We start from the raw sequence: 14,814 nt of genomic DNA, 5'->3' as shown, positions 1-14,814 counted from the left end.
ACGTAGCCGCTCTACAAGCCCATGGACTTGGCGATGATCGACTTCATGACCTCGCTGGTGCCGCCGTAGATCCGGTTGACCCGGTTGTCCGCGTACAGGCGGGCGATCGGGTACTCGTTCATGAAGCCGTAGCCGCCGTGCAGCTGGAGGCAGCGGTCGATCACGCGGTGCGCGACCTCGGTGCAGAACAGCTTCGCGGAGGCGGCCTCCGCGGCGGTCAGCTCGCCCTGGTCCAGCGCCTCGAGCGCGCGGTCGGCGACGGCCTGGGCCGCGTCGACCTCGGCCTGGCAGGCGGCCAGCTCGAACTTGGTGTTCTGGAACGAGGCGACGGTCTTGCCGAAGACGGTGCGGTCCAGCACGTACTCCTTGGCGAACCGGACGGCGGCCGCGGCCTGCGCGTACGCGCCGAAGGCGATGCCCCAGCGCTCGGAGGCCAGGTTGGTGCCGAGGTAACCGAAGCCCTTGTTCTCCTCGCCGAGCAGGTCCTCGGCCGGGACCTTGACATCGACGAACGCCAGCTCCGCGGTGTCGGAGACCTTCAGGCCCAGCTTGTCGAGCTTGCGGCCGACCGAGTAGCCCTCGGACTTGGTGTCGACGGCGAAGAGCGAGATGCCGAAGCGGCGGTCGTCCTCGCGGGGGGCGGAGGTGCGGGCGCAGACGATGACCCGGTCGGCGTGCACCCCGCCGGTGATGAAGGTCTTGGCGCCGTTGAGGACGTAGTGCGTGCCGTCCTCGGAGAGCTTGGCGGTGGTCTTCATGCCCGCGACGTCGGAGCCGGTGCCCGGCTCGGTCATCGCCAGGGCCCACATCTCCTCGCCGGTGGTGAACTTCGGCAGCCAGCGCTTCTTCTGCTCGTCGGTGGCGAGCATCTTGATGTAGGGCAGGCCGAGCAGGGTGTGCACCCCGGAGCCGCCGAAGGAGACGCCCGCGCGGGCGGTCTCCTCGTAGATGACGGCCTCGTACTTGTGCGAGTCGATGCCCGCGCCGTCGTACTCCTCGTCCACCGTGATGCCGAAGACACCCAGCTCGCCGAGCTTGAGGTAGAAGTCGCGCGGGGCCTGGCCGGCCGCGAACCACTCGTCGTACACCGGCACGACCTCGGCCGCGATGAAGGCGCGGATGGTCTCCCGGAACGCCTCGTGGTCCTCGTTGAATACCGTACGGCGCACGGGGTGCCTCCCTGGTCGGCTTCGCTCGGCTCGGCTAAGCGCTTGCTCAGCCTTGGTTAAAAGTTACCCGGCGGTCACGTGAGCTGTCCAGGGTGATGCTGAGCACGCCTTTCCGGGTGCGCATCCCGACGGCGGCACGAGTGAGGGCAGGCGCTGGAATGATCAGCCGTTCGGCAACCCGATCAAGGCGAGGGCGGTATGTTTCGGGAGGTCGAGGCCGGTTCTCAGACGCCCGGATGCCGGGGTCGGCCATTAGTCTGACCGCGAGAACATGTGAGAGCAGGACGCCGTGCTGCTGAGATTCCGCGTTTCAAACTTCAGGTCCCTTCGTGACGAGCAGGAGCTGTCCCTCGTCACCGCATCGGACGAAGGCCACTCGGCAGCCCGACAAGTGGAGTTGGCCGACGGGCCCGTCTCCGTGTTCCCTCTGGTCGGCATCTTCGGCGCGAACGCCTCAGGCAAGTCGAACGTGCTCGACGCTCTGGCCTCGATGAGGACGGCCGTCCTCAACTCCTACGCACAGTGGGCTTCGTATCGGGGCATCCCCCGCGAGGTCTTCGCACTGGACGCGAAGAGCACCGCCGAGCCGACCTTCTTCGAGGTCGATGTGGCCATCGACGGTGTTCGCTGGACCTACGGATTCGAGCTCGGCGAACAGCGCGTCGAGTCCGAATGGGTGCACAGCTATCCTCTGGGCCACCAGCAGGAGTGGATGGACCGGGACGCCTCACGGTCCGACGTCTACAGATGGCCGAGCAGCCGCGTGAAGGACCGCGCCCAACTGGTCCGCCGGACTCGCCCCAACGCCCTGCTGCTCTCGACGGCGGGCACGGACAATCATCCGCAGCTGTCTCCCCTCTTCCACTGGTTCCGGAGCCTGTGGCAGATCGGCCCGGAGACGGAGCGCCCGCAACGCGAAGCCTTCACGGCGTCGAAGCTCACAGGTGAGCAGGGATACCGCATCAAGGAACTGCTGCGCGTCGCCGACCTCGGCATTACGGACGCAGTGGTCGAGTCGTCCGCGAACGGGCCCGGCAAGGTCCGGCTGCTGCACCGCGCGGCGTCGGGTGAGGTCGCACTCGACTGGCAGCGGGAGTCCTTCGGTACCCGTTCCTGGTTCGCTCTCCTGGGCCCCATGCTGCTGACTCTCGACGACGGAGCGGTCCTTCTGCTCGACGAACTCGACGCGAGTTTGCACCCCCGGTTCGCCGCTGAGGTCATCCGCCTCTTCAAGGACCCGCTGTCCAATCCGAACGCCGCCCAGCTGGTGTTCACCTCCCACGAGGCGACGGTGCTCAGCACGCCGACCGGAGAACGGCTCCTCGAAGCCGGACAGGTCTGGTTCACGGAGAAGGACAAGGACGGCGCCACCGAGCTCTATCCGCTGAGCTCCATGTCGCCGGGCGCCCACGAAGACCTGGCGAAGTCCTACCTGGAAGGTGTGTTCGGCGGCGTCGGCACGCTCAAGCAACCGGGACCACCGATGACGTCCAGATCGCCAATGCCTCGGACGAGGGATCGCAGCGCAAGCCGCTGATCCTCGTGGAGAAGGCGATCGCCTTGCTTCGCGAGAAGAGTAGGGAGGCCAAGCGGGCCGGTGGGGAACTCGCCAGCCCACGTTGCCTTCAAGAGGTGTCCGGGCATGTAGTCCGACTCGATCTCGATGGAGAAGTCGGCGTCGAGTGCCAAGCAGGCCATGGCTAGCGGGGCCAAGGCGACCCATCCGTAGCAGGAGTCGGCTCGCTCCTGATCAGTTGTCCAATAGGCCTTGTGTGCGCGGAGCGCCTTCTCCAGTGAGCCGAGCTGACCTGCATGGCGCTGATCCATGCTTCCCAAGTGGGTAGCAGATCTGCCTCGGTGTCCAACAGGCAGTGCGACGTCACCGGGCCACCGGGCGCTTCTCCTTCCAGGCTGCGGCTCGGCAAGTAGTCCAACAGGTAGACGCTCAAGGAAGAGCTCATGAGACGAACCTTATGCGGTGCCGCTGACACGCTTGCGAGATGCGCCGGACGGCACGGTAGGGATCAAACGAAGGCCGCTCAACATAGCCTCGGCTCAAGGCTCTTGGTGTGCCGCCCGGCCTTGCGGAGAGAAGGGTGCCGGGCTGTGGCGGACTGTTCAACCGCCGCGGCCAGTGGTCCGAGGGTCAGGAGACGCAGGGCAGGACCGCACAGCCCCGGACTGGGGTGAGCCCCCGTTCGCTATCCCTTGATCTTGTGGGTGCAGCCCTTTTCGGTTTTCCCCTCGGCATTGTCGGTGACCTTCTTGCCGTCGACCTTGATGACGCACGGCCCCATCTGCAAGGTGCCGTCAGCAGCGGTGACGGTTCCCGGAACGACCGAGACGAGGTACCCCACCCGCTGTTCGGCGGCCGTGAGCTCGACGGTCTCCGTGAGGGTCCACGGGAGCTTCTGCTCCTCGAAACCCTGGCTTGCGGCGTTGTACATGATGTTGGTCCTGCCCTTGCCCCCGGCCTCCAAGGTCACTTCGTGAACCCCGCTCTTCGACTTGGCCTCGGGGGAGGGGCTCTTGGAAGCGGGCACCTCGGCGCCGGAATGAGCAGCCCCGCCCTTTCTGTCCTTCGACCCGCTGTCGCTTCCGCAACCCGTCAGCAGTACCGCCACTGCGGCGGCGAGAGCCATTCCCATAACCGTCTTGCGCATGTTCCCCGTTCTCCTTCTCATTTGCTCTGATCAGCTATACAGGGTGTTTTTTCGGCACTGTGTTGATGTCGTCGCTCTCCCAGGCAGATCAGCCAACCAGGGGTGCTTCGCCAATGCGCGGAGCCAGGTGCGACATCAATTCCGAATGCGCGGTCATTCGCCCGATCTCGACGGACTCTACAGGTGGCGCCATACCCGCTTCGAATGCTCGACGGCCGCTGAGAACGAATAGCCCTACGTCCGCGTTCCCTGCAGGAAAGGGGTGACGGGGAAACAGTGGCGATCAATGCTCTTCTCCTCAGGAGGCCATCAGGAAGGTGTCAGACGGGGAACTCCCCGACCCAGCTGCGCTGGAGCAGGTGTTTCGGGAGGTACGCAGACTCGATGTCGATCGGCATGTCCGCGTCGTACGCCATGCACGCGATGGCCAATGGGCCCAGGGCGACGAGGCCGTCGCCGCTCAGCGAGCGGGCCTCGTCCGCGGTCCAGTACTCCTTGTGCCAGGTCAGGGCTGTCGCCAGCGAGTCGGTGAAGGCTTGGTTCTCCCGGCGCAGGTAGAGCTGGAAGAGTTCCAGTGGCGGGTAGAGGATCTTCAGCATCAGTTCGGTGCTCGCGATCCGGGCCTGGTCGGGCGCGGTGCCCTGGATCGCGCTGACCAGGGAGTCCCACGTCTGGGGGCGGCCGAACCAGAGGTGCTGGAGAGTCTCGATCCAGGTGTAGACGTACTCGTCGAACTCAGCACCGGAAGCACGCAGAAACGGCACTGGAACCTGGGCCAGCTGGTTCACCCGGTCGTTCTCGCGGCAGATCACGGCCAGGTAAAAGGAGGTGAGCCAGTTCCCAGCGTGCAGGTAGTCCTGTGGACCTGTCCCTGGGAGCACGCGTACTTCGTCCAGGGTTCCGACCCGGCAGGCCACCGTGCTCTCCTGCGTGGTGCCGGCGACGAAGAGCGCGGAGCCGACCTGCATAGCACGCACCCAGGACTCCCAGGTGTCCAGCTCACTCGCCTCGGGATCCAGCAGACACTGCCATTTCGCGGCGGCAAGCGCGAATGTCAGGGCGTCGTAGCGATCGTCCTCAGACGTCTCGATCCCCTCGATGGCCTCCTGGGCGGCTGCGACAACAGGCTTCATGGCCTCCGTGGCGTCGTCCGTACGGAAGTCGTGGCGCGGAATGCGCGTTGTCATGCACTCTCCTGCAGCTAGATCTTGAATTCCTCTATCATGGCCCCAGCGTAGAGGCCGTTAGTGTCCTCTACTGCTTTGACCAGCACATACCTCAGCTTCCCAGCCTTCAGCGCGGTGCGGAGATCTGCGGCGATCGTGGCGTCCTTGCCACCTCGGGACGTCATCTCGGCCAGAATCGTCCGGATGTAAGGCTTGGTGCCCTGTTGGACCCGCATGCCCTGAGCGCCGCCGTGGTCGCTCGGGTTCCGCGGGTCGGGATCGGATTTGCCTTGGCGCCAGTCGGGATCGTTGGACGGGGCCTTTTCCTCTACGAGCAGGCGTTCCCCATCGGGTAGTTCGTAGGCGCCATCGAACATGTGTGCGCCGTTGGGGGTCTTCGGGAGATCGATCACCTGCGCTCGGGGGAATTCGTGCGGGATCACGTGAAGCACCGCCGCCCGGTTGCCCAGCGCTTCCGGGATTTTACTGTTGTTGGGAACTCCGGGGAGTCGGGCGTCGTATGCCGCCCGGGCCAGCTTGACGGCCTCGCGGTGCGCCGGAGTGTCCGCCCCCTTCAGCTTGAGCTCCGCGTTATTCAGGTCGACATACACGCGGCGATCGCCAGCGGCCTTGTTCAAGTCCGGCAGAACCTCGCCCGGGATTGAGCTTGCGTCCAGCGTCTTGGGGTTGAACCGGGCCTCCCGTGGCCCGTTCGGCAAGTCGTGAACGGAGATCCACTTGCCGTTGGCATCGAGGGTCAGTTGTGGAAGTTCGACACCGTCCACCAGGTTGACGATTCGTTTACGGCGGCCAAGCGTGTTGTAGTGCTCCAGACGCCAGGCCTCGTTTGTGTTCGCCAGCTCGACGTGCTTCTGCTGGAGCTCTCTGAGCCGCTGCACGCTCGTTTCTTCGCCGCCGTGGCGTGTGCCTCCGGCGGCATTGCCCGGGGCTCCGCTGTCGACCGCCGAACCGGCAGGCACGTCACGGCCGCCTGAACCCGTGGGTTCGGCGTGGCCCTCGCCGTGCGTTCCGCCACTGTGACTGTTCGTGGGCTGGTGGTTGACCGGGCCGCCCCGCTCGGGGCCGCCCGGCCCGCCGCCGTCCAGGCTGTTGCTTGGCATGTGGTGGCCGGCTGAGGCGCCTGGCAGATTGTTCGCCGCCCCGCCGGGCGTCCTGCCGAGATCGGTGGCGTCGTTGCCCCCCCGCCCTGCGCCTCCCAGGTCGTCGCCCATCCGGATCGCCCCGTCCGCGTTGCCGCCCACCGTGTGCGCGCCGACCAGTACCGGCTGCTGGGCCGGGGTCAAGGGGGCCGGGGTCTCCGCCCCGGTGTCCAAACCCTCCCGCTTCGCGGCGCTGTGGTGTTGCTTGAGGGTGCCGTCCTCCTTCAGGACGTTGCCCGGGCGGTCCAGGTAGACCGTGTTGCCGTGCTCGTCCGTGCCCTTGAGCACGTTCTCGGGCAGGGCCGTCGTGCCCTCGGGAAGTTTGAGGGCGCCTTCCGGGATGCGGAGGGAGCCGGCCGGGGGTGCCATGCCCTCGGGGAGGCGGACCACGCCGTCGCCCAGGTCGATCGCCCCGGCGGGGATCTCCGTGCCGTCGGGGAGCTTGAACGAGTTGCTCGGGACCTCGAACGCGCTGTCCGGGATCGCCGAGCCCTCCGGGAGGTGCAGGGTCCCGTCAGCGAGCTTGAACCCGCCCTCCGGCAGGGTGACCGCGCCTTCCGGCAGGGGAGGGATCTCGGTGGTGCCCAGGCCCTTGAAGCCGGCCATCACGTCGCCGATCTTCGTCAGGCCCATGCTCGCGCCCTTGAAGACGTACGTCATCGGGTCGACAAACCGGCCCACCTTCCCCGCGGTGGACAGGGCCTTCGCGGCGAGGGCTGCCTTGCCGGCGCCGGAGGCCGCGCCGCCGGTGCCGCCGGTGAAGACCGTCGTGATCACGTTGAACGTCACCGCGCCCGCGGCGCGGGACGGGTTCTCGCCCCACTGGTCCCAGGCCAGCAGCGCCTTGCCGGTCTCCTTCATCGCCCTGCGGGAATCACGCAGGTAGGAGGGGAGCTTGTCCTCCGGGACGGCCCAGAGCAGGTTGCCCATCGGCAGGATGCTGATCGTGAGGCCCGTGGCGAGCTTGCCCAGCCCCGACCAGGCCTGCTTGGCCGAGTCCCATCCATCCGTGCCGACCAGGGTGCCCAGGCCCTTGATCGTGCCCCAGACACCGTCAACGGCGAAGCCCTTGATGAAGTCCCAGGCGTGTTCATGGAGCTGGTACCACGGCTTGGACTCCTCGACCGGGTCGCCCCAGGGCAGGCCCTCGGCGTGCTTGAGGGCCTCGGCCTCGTAGCCGTACGTCCCCTTCTTGCCGGAGCCGTCGTCGATCTTCAGCGAGGAGCCGCCGACCAGGGCGACGATCTTGTCGTGGCAGGCCCGCTCCACGGCCTGGAACGCCGTCCAGGCCTCGGTGACCTCGTCGTGGCGGTGGTTGTTCTCGTCGGTCAGGTCGCCGTCCTCGCGCCACTTGTCGTCGTCCCTGATCTGAACGACGAAGGCGTCGGCTTCGCGCTTGAGTTCCTTCAGCTTCTCGACCAGCGGATAGGCGTCGTTCGAGTACGTGCTCAGCGCACCCGTGATCGTGGCCAGGTCCGACTTCAGAGAGGTCCCGCGGTCCGCGACCGGCTTCGTCGTCGCGAACAACTGGTCGGCCTCGGGCGCCTTGTAGAAGGCCTGGAGGCCGCCGAAGCTGCTGTGCACGTCACCGGCGGCCGTCGCGATCGACTCCCCGCTCTTCGCCAGCGCGCCCACGCTGCGGTCCAGCAGGGCGAGGTCGCCGGTGAAGACCGGTATGCCCGACGGGTTGACCGCCTCGTTCTTGCTCACTTTCCCGCCCCCATGTCCTTCAGCAGGTCCAGGCGGACGGACTTGGCGGCGTCCTGGGCCTGCTTGGCCGCCTCCAGGTCGCCCTCCACGTACTCGTTCGTCGCTGTCGCCGCGCCCAGCACAGCGGCCTGGATACGCTCCGCCATCGACTTCAGCTGCGGCTTCCGCGCCGTCAGGTACTCGCCCAGCGCCGCCGCGACGGGCCCCAGCGTGGGATGCGACAGCGGTTCCGCCCCCACCGCCACCGGCCCGGCCACCGGCAGCGACGCCGCCGTGCCCGGTACCGCCGTACCCGCATGCGTCGCCGCCTCCGACATCGCGGTGACCATCGCGTTCAGCGCCTTCTCCAGGTCATCGGCGTGCGTGCCGACCACCTTCAGCCTGCCCTGCACACCCTGCGGCTTGATGTCCCACGCCGTCACTGAAAACACGCCCCCGTACCCGTACCCGTACCCGATGCCGAACCATCGCGCCCACCGGAAGAGGAAGGAACGATTCCTCCGGTGGGCGTCACAGCGAGACCGCTCAACCGATGTTGTCGACCGCGGCCTTGGCGCGCGCCAGCGTCTGCTGTGCGGTGCCGTCGTTCTTCTCCAGCGTCGAACGCAGCAGCTGGATGATGTTCTTGACCTCCTGCGAGGTCGTGTTCCACCGCAGTTCCTTGCCGTGGTACTCGTCCGCCACACCGTCGGCCGCGAAGTCGCTCATCGCCGCCTTCACCTGCGTGTCCCGGGCCGTGATCACCATCTCCAGCTGGGCGATCACCACCTGGATGTTGCCCTGCACCTCGGTGGATGCGCCCGTGTCGTACGCACGCCGGTCGGTGTCGCCCGCGTTTCCTGCCATCACCCATCACTCCCCGTCAGAAATGCGAAAACCCGTCATACGAAAGCCCGGAAGACGGAAACCTGCCGCCCTGCGGTCGGGCCGGCCTGTGTCAGCGGCCCGAGAACCGGGCCGCGTCGAAGTTGGCCGACGCCATCTGCGTCTTCGCGTTCTCGCCCTGCTCCTGGTCACCCGAGCCGAACGCCGCGTCCATCCCGGACTGGCCGCCCAGGATTCCGGAGAGCGAGGCGTTCAACGCCGCGGTGATCTCGTCGGATCGGTTCTTGAAGTCGTCGAACGCGACCTTGCCCGAACCGTGGAACTTGCCCTCCAGCGGCTCCGCCGCGGCGATCAACTGCCGGATCAGCGTGCCCAGATCCGTACTGGAGCCCTGCGACTTCGATATCAGGGTCGAAAGGACCGAGGCCCCCATGGTGAACTTCATCAGCTTCCCCCGCCCACTCGAACGAACGCCTTAGTGATCGAATACATGTCTATCAACTCACGCATCGCTACTGCAATCAGCAATCGGACAGATTGTCGTTGTTGCCAAGCCATGACATCGGGCGCGGTCACGGCGCCCCCTTGAGATGGCGCATCAGCCGCTCGAAGTCCTGCCAGCCCGACAGGTCCGACGGGTCGCCCGGCAGCGGGTAGTACAGCGCGGGGCGCGTTTTCGGGCCGAGGGGGAGGGGTGCCGCCGGCAGGGGCGTGCGGCGGGCGCGGTCGCCCGGCAGGGCGCGGACCTCCTCCGCGCCGAGCACGAAGGCCAGCGGGACGCCCGGTCCCTCGAAGTGCGCGGGTACCGCCATGTCACGTCGCGCTTTGCGAAGTTGTACGAGCATCGACTGGAGGGGGTGCCGGGTGGCGAGGGCCTCCGCGACGGCCGGCAGGGCGTCGGTCGGAACCTCCTCGCCGCTTCCGTAGCCGAGCGCCATCGTGACGTGCTCCTCGACGCCCGCCTCCGTGCGCGTGATGCGTACGGTGGCCAGGCCCGGCCGGTCCGGGCCGCCGACCACGACGAGCCACGTCGGTTCCGGCGCCCTGCGATGAGCCACGTCGGTCAACTGGCGCGGAGACCATGGCAGGTTGGCCGGTTCTGACGTACCCCAGCCGGCCGGGGGCCTCCCCGTCAGCTGCCGCCACACCGTCTCCAGGCCGCCGCCCAGCACCAGCCGGTCGTCCGCCGGGTGGACCATGCGGAAGGTCAGGCCGAGCTGGCGCTCGCCCGTGTCCGCTACCTCCTGGTAGGCGGCCGCCACCTGCGTGTGCGGGTCCTCCTGCGAAGCGTCCGGGGAGGCCGGCGGGCTGAACGCGCCGTCCTGCCACCGCAGTACGGCGCCCGTGAGGCCGTCGTAGTACCCGTCCCGCTCGTCCTGGACGATCCAGCGCGACGGCCATCCGCCGAGGCTGTCGCGTACGGCGGGGGAGAGCGTGGTCCCCGCCGGGCTGACGATCTGGAGGCCGAGCCCCGCCTCGGCGGCCGCGCGGAAGGCGTCCGAGAGCCAGGCCGTCATCGCGACAACCGGGCGGTCCTGGATGACGACGGCGACCCTCTCGGTGAGCACGTCGACGGCGGGCTGCGCGGCGGCCGGTGCCGGGGCGACGCTCACCCCGTCCGACGGCACCACGGTGAGCGAGCCCGCGGCGTCCGGCGGCCAGGCCGAGCCGCCCACCAGTGCGGTGAGCCGGGTCGCGAACGTACCCGCGAGCTGTTCCGCCTCCGCGACCCCCGTGGTGGCGCGGGCCTCCGTCCACCAGTACGGCACGGGTGGAGGTGTCGCACCGAGCAGCCGCTCCGCCTCGCCCTCCACCGCGACCAGCAGCGGTGCCTCGACCGAGACGAGCGGGCGCCCCTGCGTGTCGCAGAGCTGCACCACGGCGCCGTCGCCCCGCGCGCCCACCAGCTTGTCCGGGCCGCCGGAGAGCAGGCCCGCGAGCACGGTCCACGGATCGGGCATACGGGCGGTGAGTGCGATGACGTCCTTCGTCATGGAGTCGTCCGGCCCTTCGTCGTTCGGCAGCGGTCGTTACGGTGGTCCACCGGGTCGCTCACGGCGCGTACACCGTCTGGACCAGCCGGTTCGGGCGGCCCCGCTGGATGAACGTGCCGCGGCCCGGGGCCTGTTGCGAGGCGTACACCCCGGGGAACAGCTGGCCCTCGCTCCGGTCGCCCGTCATCACCAGGGCCGAGGCCCCCGACTCCCGCAGGCCCTGCACCAGCGGCTCGTACATGCCGCGCGACGCACCGGCCACCCGTCGTGTCAGCACGAAGTGGAGACCGATGTCGACCGCCGACGGGATGTACGGGAGGAACGCGGCCAGCGGTGACTGGCCCGCGGTCGTCAGGACGTCGTAGTCGTCGACCAGGACCACGATGCGCGGGCCCTTGCCCCAGCTGCCCGGCTCCAGGTCCTCCAGGCGCGCGTTCTCGTCGGGCAGCCGCTTCTCCAGCTCGGTGGCGATCCCGGCCGAAAGCCCGGCGCACAGCTTGGAGTTGTACGCGTAGCCGCCGTTGAACTCCTCCGGGACCACCCCGCGCAGCGAGCGCCTCGGGTCCATCACCGCGAACACCAGATCGTCCTCGCCGTAGCGGTCGACGAGGCCGTGCGCGACCGTCCGCAGCAGGTTCGTCTTGCCGCACTCGCTGTCCCCCAGCACCAGCAGGTGCTGGTCGTGGCCGAACAGGTCGAGCAGGGCGGGCGCGAGGGCCGACTGGTCGAGGCCGAGCGGGACCCGATGCGGCTCGGTGACCGGACCCGGCAGCAGCTTCGGCTCCAGGACGTGGGGCAGCACCCGGACGGGCTGGGCGACATCACCGTGCCAGGTGGCGCGGACCGTCCGCGCGGCGCGCTCCAGGACCGCGCCGAGGTCCGCCGTGTCGGCCACCCCGTCCGTACGGGGAAGGGCGACCTGGGCGAAGAGCTTCCCGTCGGTGAGGATCCGGCCGGGCTCGTCGGGCGACAGGGTCGCGGCGAGCTTGCGGTCGACACTCGACTCGCTGGGATCGTTCAGCCGCAGTTCGACGCGGGTGCCGAAGTTGGACTGGATGGCTATGCGTACGTCGTTCCAGCGCAGCATGCCCGCGACGACGTGGATGCCGTACCCGCCGCCGCGCTTGAGGATGTCCGCGACCGCGTCGTCGAGGTCGTCGAAGTCGTCGCGCAGCGCGCCGAATCCGTCGATGACGAGCACGATCTCGGCGGACGCCAGCCGCGGCAGCCGCCCCGCCGCGTGCAGGGTGCGCAGCTGCTCGACCGAGTCGATGCCGTGCTCGCGGAAGAGGTCCTCGCGCACGGCGAGCATGGCGCGGACCTCCTCGACGGTGCGGGCCGCGCGCTCCCGGTCGGCGCGGCCCGCGATGCCACCCACGTGCGGCAGCTCCGCCAGCGCCTGGAGGCCGCCGCCGACCAGGTCGAGTCCGTAGACGCCGACCTCCTGCGGGGTGTGGGTCAGCGCGAGGGAGAGGACGAGCGTGCGCAGGAGCGTCGTTTTTCCGGACTGCGGGCCGCCGATCACGGCCGCGTGGCCGCCGGCCACCGTCAGGTCCAGGAACCACTGTCCCTGCCACTGCTTGGCCGGGTCGTCCAGCAGGCCGAGCGGCACCCGGAGCGGACCCTGCTGCCGCGTACCGACCCGGCCGCCGCCCGTGCGGGCCCCGGCCAGGCGCATGCCGCGCGGGCCGACGTCCAGCGGGCCGGCGACCGCGTCCAGGGCGATCGCGGAGGGCAGCGGGGGCAGCCAGATGCTGCGCACACCGGGCGCGGCACCGGTCAACTGGGCGACCATGATGCCGAGTTCGGTCGGGCCGGTCTCGCGGCGGCGGGACGCGGGTTCCCGGTCCTGCTGGGTGCTGTCCGGTCCGGCCAGGGTGTTGAACGCCTCGTACTCCAGGGCGAGCGGCCCGGTCTCCTCCTCGTCGGCGCGCCGGGCGGGCCCTCGGTATCCGCCCGAGACGTAGCCCGCCTTGAACCGGGCGTAGTGGCTGGTGTCGACCTTGAGATAGCCGAAGCCGGGCAGCGGCGGCAGGTGGAAGGCGTCCGTGGTGTCCAGGACCGTGCGCGACTCGTCGGCGGAGAAGGTCCGCAGGCCGAGCCGGTAGGAGAGGTAGGTCTCCAGGCCCTTGAGCTTGCCGCCCTCGATGCGCTGGCTGGAGAGCAGCAGATGGACGCCGATGGAGCGTCCGATCCGGCCGATGGAGAGGAACAGGTCGATGAAGTCCGGCTTGGCGGTGAGTAGTTCGCCGAACTCGTCGATCACGACGAAGAGGTGGGGCAACGGGTCGAGGTCCGGCCGCCTCGAAGCGCGCAGGGCCGCGTAGTCCCCGATGTCGGCGACGTTGCCCGCGTCCTTCAGGGCCTGCTGGCGGCGCTTGACCTCACCCGCGAGCGAGGAGTGGACCCGCTCGACGAGGCCCGCCTGGTTCTCCAGGTTGGTGATGACGCCCGCGACATGGGGCAGGTCCGCGAACGGGGCGAAGGTGGCGCCGCCCTTGTAGTCGACCAGGACGAGCGCGAGGTCCTCGGGTGGATGGGTGGCCACCAGGCCGAGGACCAGGGTCCGCAGCAGCTCCGACTTCCCGGATCCGGTGGCGCCCACGCACAGCCCGTGCGGGCCCATGCCGAGCTCGGAGGACTCCTTGAGGTCCAGCAGCACCGGCTCGTGGGAGTCGCTGATGCCGATCGGGACGCGCAGGAAGGCCCGCTCCCCGCGCGGCGCCCACAGCCGGTCCAGGTCGAGCCGGGCCACGTCGTCGATGCCGAGCATCGCGGCGAACTCGACCGGACCGGACAGCGGGGCGTCCACCAGCGACTCGGCGGAGAGCCGCATCGGGGCGAGCATCCGGGCCAGGCCCTCGGCGAACGGCACACCGACCTCGTCCACCGTGCCGTGGGCCTGGACCGGCTCGGCCTCGCGCAGGTCCTCGATGGTCACGTCGGTGCCGTCGACGGTGATGCGTACGTTGACGTGTCCGGGTTCCTGCACCCGCTGTTCGAGCAGGTGCACCACGGTGACGCCCATCTCGCGCAGCCCGACGGCGTCGTCGGGACGCGGCAGGTCGACGGCGTCCTCGCCGTGCCCGTCGGTGACCACGAGCAGCCGGGAGTTCATGGACAGCGCGTCCCGCCCGGCCAGTCCGCGGCGGACCTCGGCGGCGTAGGAGGCCCGGCGGCGCAGTTCCGCGTCGAGCCGTCGGGCCAGCTGGGGTGCGGACGGTGCGATGCGGCGGGCGGCGACCGGGCCGTCGAACTGCTCGGGATCGAGCAGGTGGGGCAGCCACTTGGCCCACTCCCAGTCCGCTATCCGGTCGCCCGGTGCGGCGACGGCGACGGCCACGTCGTCGGGCGCGTGCAGCGCCGCCGCCTGGACGAGCAGGGCACGCACGAGGCGCAGGCCGTCCTCGCGGGGGCCGATGACGCTGACGTTGCCGACGCGGTCGAGGGGGACGGTCAGCGGCAGTTCGGTCCCGTTGCGGAAGCGGTTCACCACGGCGGAGGCCTCGTTGAGCATGAAGAGGTCGGGCGGCGTGAGGACGGACGAGCCCGGCTCGGCGATCTGCAGGTCCCGCACCGGCATCTCGCCGGTGCCGACCCGTACCCGCAGGAAGTCGTCGTCGACCCGTCGCCGCTCCCAGAGGCGGGCCGGGTCGCGCACGATGTCGTACAGGGAGTACGGCGACGGGTTCAGCACGTCCGCCCGCCCTCGCCGTTCACGCTCCTCGGCCGACAACTCCTCGCGCAGGTCCTCCACATAGGCGAGGTAGGCCTCGCGCTGCGTACGGCGCGTGCGTTGGGCCTTGCCGCGCTGCGAGAGGAGCAGGGCCGCGGAGCCGATGACGGTGACCACGAGGATGATCGCGCCGAGTCCGGCGAACTGGCTGTTGCGGACGACCGTCATCATCACGACGGACGACATGACCCCGGCTACCGGCAGCAGCGACATCGCGATGTTGCCCGCCTTGCCCTCGGGCAGGTTGGGCGGCGCCTCGATGGTGCGGGGCGCGGTCACGGCCGGCGGGCGGGTGGTCCGGGCGGGGCGGTGGATCAGGCGGGTACTCATCGGCTCCGTCCGGAGTTCACGGCCGGTTCGTGGTGCGTGCGTGGGCTCGGGGGTGTCATCG

Annotated in this window: 11 protein-coding genes; 1 reads left to right on the top strand and 10 read right to left on the bottom strand. The window is 69.2% G+C overall.

Translation table 11 applies throughout. The features are described from left to right. Positions 1–11: 11 nt before the first annotated feature. Positions 12–1,169 (bottom strand): acyl-CoA dehydrogenase family protein, encoded by a 1,158-nt coding sequence (locus ACIQM0_RS03340; protein ID WP_401283057.1) that lies wholly within the window; start codon positions 1,167–1,169, stop codon positions 12–14. A 391-nt stretch (positions 1,170–1,560) separates the two neighbouring features. Between ACIQM0_RS03340 and ACIQM0_RS03335 the strand changes: the two genes are divergently transcribed. Next, positions 1,561–2,706 (top strand): ATP/GTP-binding protein, encoded by a 1,146-nt coding sequence (locus tag ACIQM0_RS03335; RefSeq protein ID WP_401283055.1) that lies wholly within the window; start codon positions 1,561–1,563, stop codon positions 2,704–2,706. Here the strand turns inward: ACIQM0_RS03335 and ACIQM0_RS03330 are convergent. The 9 genes from ACIQM0_RS03330 to eccCa form a co-directional block, all read right to left on the bottom strand. Then, complete coding sequence (locus ACIQM0_RS03330; RefSeq protein ID WP_401283053.1) at positions 2,598–2,996, bottom strand: Imm49 family immunity protein; 399 nt, start codon at positions 2,994–2,996, stop codon at positions 2,598–2,600. The two genes, ACIQM0_RS03335 and ACIQM0_RS03330, sit on opposite strands and share 109 nt — an antisense overlap. 374 nt (positions 2,997–3,370) lie before the next feature. Beyond that, on the bottom strand, positions 3,371–3,832 hold the full coding sequence (locus tag ACIQM0_RS03325) for a hypothetical protein (protein ID WP_401283051.1): 462 nt from the start codon (positions 3,830–3,832) through the stop codon (positions 3,371–3,373). 320 nt (positions 3,833–4,152) lie between these two features. Next, entirely contained in the window at positions 4,153–5,019 is an 867-nt protein-coding gene (locus ACIQM0_RS03320) for an immunity 49 family protein (RefSeq protein ID WP_401283049.1), read from the bottom strand. Positions 5,020–5,033: 14 nt separating this feature from the next. Beyond that, positions 5,034–7,868, bottom strand: a complete 2,835-nt coding sequence (locus ACIQM0_RS03315) for a hypothetical protein (RefSeq protein ID WP_401283047.1) — start codon at positions 7,866–7,868, stop codon at positions 5,034–5,036. Further along, positions 7,865–8,290 carry a DUF6507 family protein gene (locus ACIQM0_RS03310; protein ID WP_401283398.1) on the bottom strand — a complete coding sequence of 142 codons (426 nt, stop codon included), beginning with the start codon at positions 8,288–8,290 and terminating at the stop codon, positions 7,865–7,867. Before ACIQM0_RS03310 ends, ACIQM0_RS03315 begins: the two co-directional genes overlap by 4 nt. Positions 8,291–8,393: 103 nt before the next feature. Then, on the bottom strand, positions 8,394–8,714 hold the full coding sequence (locus ACIQM0_RS03305) for a pore-forming ESAT-6 family protein (protein ID WP_123471229.1): 321 nt from the start codon (positions 8,712–8,714) through the stop codon (positions 8,394–8,396). 91 nt (positions 8,715–8,805) lie between these two features. Then, positions 8,806–9,138: a hypothetical protein gene (locus tag ACIQM0_RS03300; RefSeq protein ID WP_401283045.1), complete on the bottom strand. Its 333-nt coding sequence runs from the start codon at positions 9,136–9,138 to the stop codon at positions 8,806–8,808. A gap of 127 nt (positions 9,139–9,265) precedes the next feature. After that, entirely contained in the window at positions 9,266–10,687 is a 1,422-nt protein-coding gene (locus ACIQM0_RS03295) for a DUF6177 family protein (RefSeq protein ID WP_401283043.1), read from the bottom strand. 58 nt (positions 10,688–10,745) lie between these two features. After that, a complete protein-coding gene (eccCa, locus tag ACIQM0_RS03290; RefSeq protein WP_401283041.1) occupies positions 10,746–14,753 on the bottom strand; it encodes a type VII secretion protein EccCa in 4,008 nt (1,335 codons plus the stop codon). Between the last annotated feature and the right edge of the window lie 61 nt (positions 14,754–14,814).

This window comes from Streptomyces sp. NPDC091387 (assembly GCF_044756945.1).
Taxonomy (GTDB): domain Bacteria; phylum Actinomycetota; class Actinomycetes; order Streptomycetales; family Streptomycetaceae; genus Streptomyces.
Note: the sequence above shows the minus strand (reverse complement) of the source record. Positions and strands in the feature narration are given on the sequence as shown.

Coding starts and splice junctions, on each gene's coding strand:
- ACIQM0_RS03320 (WP_401283049.1), bottom strand. CDS start 5,019: ATGACAACGCGCATTCCGCGCCACGACTTCCGTACGGACGACGCCACG.
- ACIQM0_RS03330 (WP_401283053.1), bottom strand. CDS start 2,996: ATGGATCAGCGCCATGCAGGTCAGCTCGGCTCACTGGAGAAGGCGCTC.
- ACIQM0_RS03325 (WP_401283051.1), bottom strand. CDS start 3,832: ATGCGCAAGACGGTTATGGGAATGGCTCTCGCCGCCGCAGTGGCGGTA.
- eccCa (WP_401283041.1), bottom strand. CDS start 14,753: ATGAGTACCCGCCTGATCCACCGCCCCGCCCGGACCACCCGCCCGCCG.
- ACIQM0_RS03295 (WP_401283043.1), bottom strand. CDS start 10,687: ATGACGAAGGACGTCATCGCACTCACCGCCCGTATGCCCGATCCGTGG.
- ACIQM0_RS03305 (WP_123471229.1), bottom strand. CDS start 8,714: ATGGCAGGAAACGCGGGCGACACCGACCGGCGTGCGTACGACACGGGC.
- ACIQM0_RS03300 (WP_401283045.1), bottom strand. CDS start 9,138: ATGAAGTTCACCATGGGGGCCTCGGTCCTTTCGACCCTGATATCGAAG.